The 2,476-nt window shown below is 41.5% G+C and carries 2 protein-coding genes and 2 pseudogenes; 2 read left to right on the forward strand and 2 right to left on the reverse strand.

What is annotated here, in order from left to right:
* Nucleotides 1-146 (forward strand): annotated as a pseudogene (locus LH47_RS15750) (UPF0236 family protein); the annotation flags it as partial.
* Nucleotides 147-230: 84 nt separating this feature from the next.
* Here LH47_RS15750 and LH47_RS14480 read toward each other — a convergent pair.
* Nucleotides 231-1,592, reverse strand: coding sequence for an ATP-binding protein (locus tag LH47_RS14480; RefSeq protein ID WP_235341172.1), 1,362 nt, complete (start codon nucleotides 1,590-1,592; stop codon nucleotides 231-233).
* A gap of 112 nt (nucleotides 1,593-1,704) precedes the next feature.
* Between LH47_RS14480 and LH47_RS15755 the strand changes: the two are divergent.
* Nucleotides 1,705-1,962: pseudogene (locus tag LH47_RS15755) on the forward strand (uroporphyrinogen-III synthase); the annotation flags it as partial.
* 152 nt (nucleotides 1,963-2,114) lie between these two features.
* Here the strand turns inward: LH47_RS15755 and LH47_RS14490 are convergent.
* A partial coding sequence (locus LH47_RS14490) for a UPF0236 family transposase-like protein (protein WP_200890879.1) occupies nucleotides 2,115-2,476 on the reverse strand: 362 nt, incomplete at its 5' end.

The raw sequence follows: 2,476 nt of genomic DNA on the forward strand, positions 1-2,476 counted from the left end.
AGTCCAAGCGGGTTGAACAGGCCAAACGGAAGGCAGGACGGTTGTGGGCAGATGTGGTGCGTCAGAATCTACCGTGTCTGCAGCGGTCATCCGGGACGCCGATCCATCAAGCGTTGTCGGCGCTTCGGGATTTTGGTTGGGTGTAAAAAAATGGAATACAATATCATCACTTCAAGATGAGGGATGAGAGTCCAAAAGCGCTTACGATATCAATTCCTGAAAATGGTTCGCTAACTAGTGATTGACAACACCCGTAGTGAACCGAAAAAATGTTCTCCACAAAGTCTTGACTGACTCGCTTTTTCGTTTTTTCGTGAAAATTTCTCGACATCTGTTTTATAATAGGACGGGAAATACATATATACGTCTGTCCCTTGACCAACTTCACTATGAATAAATAAATCTCCTCTCATCGTCTCAACAATGCGATAAACAACCATCATCCCAAGACCTGTCCCTTTTGTTCCTTTCGTTGTAAAATAAGGTTCTCCTAAACGTTCAATTTGTTCTTTTGTCATGCCAACTCCTGTATCACCAATATGAATAAGTACGTAATCTTTATCGATGGATACGTTAATACGCAATGTACCTCCATTTGGCATCGCTTCAATAGCATTTTTCATGACGTTCAACAAACATTGTTGAAATTTTTGGCGTTCTCCTTTTACCGCAAATGGCAAGAGGGACGTTTGAATTTCGATACTGTTCATGTTAGCGAGGGGACGTAAAATGTCAATGACTCGCTCGATTTCGGTTTTTACATTTAATTTTTCGACATGTTCTGGAGCTGGTTTGGCGAACGTTAAATAATCTGTAATAATTGCTTCTGCGCGATCAATTTCTTCAATTGCGATTTGAATGTATTGTTTATCTTTATAATTCATTCGTTCACTTTGCAGTAACAATTGCATAAATCCTCTAGATACAGTTAATGGATTGCGCACTTCGTGTGAAATGGAAGCGGCTAAATGTCCGACCACTTCCATCTTTTCGGCACGAATAATGCGCCGACGAAGGTCGCTATGTTTTTGGATCGTTTCAGTAATATAGGCACCTAAAAACGCTGCAACTGGTTGTGCTGGAAAATATGTCGAAATGATATGTAAAATTTGATAGTCATCAACAATCCATATGTTAGAGAGTATCATTGTTAATATAGCTGTTCCGATCGATAAAAGAGTAATCGAAGTAATTCGTTGTTTCGAAGATAAAGATGTTTGAAAATTTCGGTAAAGAAAGAAGCAAATAGTGACTTGGATGGTTGTAATGATCATCGTCACAATAATACCTTCTGGCCCACTGATAATCATGCGATAAATAACAGCAATGCTCGAAAGAAAAAGGGCTGACAATGCTCCTCCGTATAAACCGCCAATCCAGATGGCGACTTGACGTAAATCAAAAATAAAACCGCCTGTTATATGTATAGGAAACGTCATACAAAATATAATACATATCCCGATCGCCATCGTTTTTAAAATCGTTTTTGCGTGATCGGATATGCGCCGTTCTTCAAGCAAGATGGGAACAATTAGTAACGCTAATATAATAAAAAATAAATTTAGCAATATTTCTTTAATTAACGAGGGCATATAAAGCCGCTCCTTTCGAAGAATCATTTGTTTGAATTATTAAAATATTTTTGTCGAAATTTCTTCTATATTGTAAGAAAAGTTCATCATGTTGTGAATACATAATCGTTCGATGTTTTATGTCACGTTTCTACAAATTTTGCGCCATCTCGCATCTTTATGTGATATGATGGGAAGAAAGGGAGATGAGAGAATGATTGAGAAAGCGTTAACGAATAAAAAAATTGCACTATGTGCCTCACGTAAAATAGAAGAAATGAGTACGCTTATCGTTAAACAAGGGGGCATTCCGATCTTGCGTCCTGCCCAAGGAACGATGTTTTTTAATGAAGAGCTAAAACAAAAACTTTTTCAAATGGTCAATGAACCAGGAGTCAGTCAAGACTTTGTGGAGAACATTTTTTCGGTTCACTACGGGTGTTGTCAATCACTAGTTAGCGAACCATTTTCAGGAATTGATATCGTAAGCGCTTTTGGACTCTCATCCCTCATCTTGAAGTGATGATATTGTATTCCATTTTTTTACACCCAACCAAAATCCCGAAGCGCCGACAACGCTTGATGGATCGGCGTCCCGGATGACCGCTGCAGACACGGTAGATTCTGACGAACCACATCTGCCCACAACCGTCCTGCCTTCCGTTTGGCCTGTTCAACCCGCTTGGACTTCGTCGAGGCCGAGGCTGCCGTTCGGGTCTCTTCTTCCTCCACCAACTGCCCATTTCTCCGCCAAATCCCGTCGATTCGGGCTGCCATCGCCCTCAGAAACGCCCGAAGCCCTTGGTCTTTCCAGCTGCGGCGGGATTTCACCCGATGCGCAAACCGGCTCATCACGCTCTCGGCGTGGCCCATCGGACGCATGCCGGTCGTCTCCACCCCTTGCT

The organism is Anoxybacillus thermarum (genome assembly GCF_000836725.1).
GTDB classification, from domain to species: Bacteria; Bacillota; Bacilli; order Bacillales; family Anoxybacillaceae; genus Anoxybacillus; species Anoxybacillus thermarum.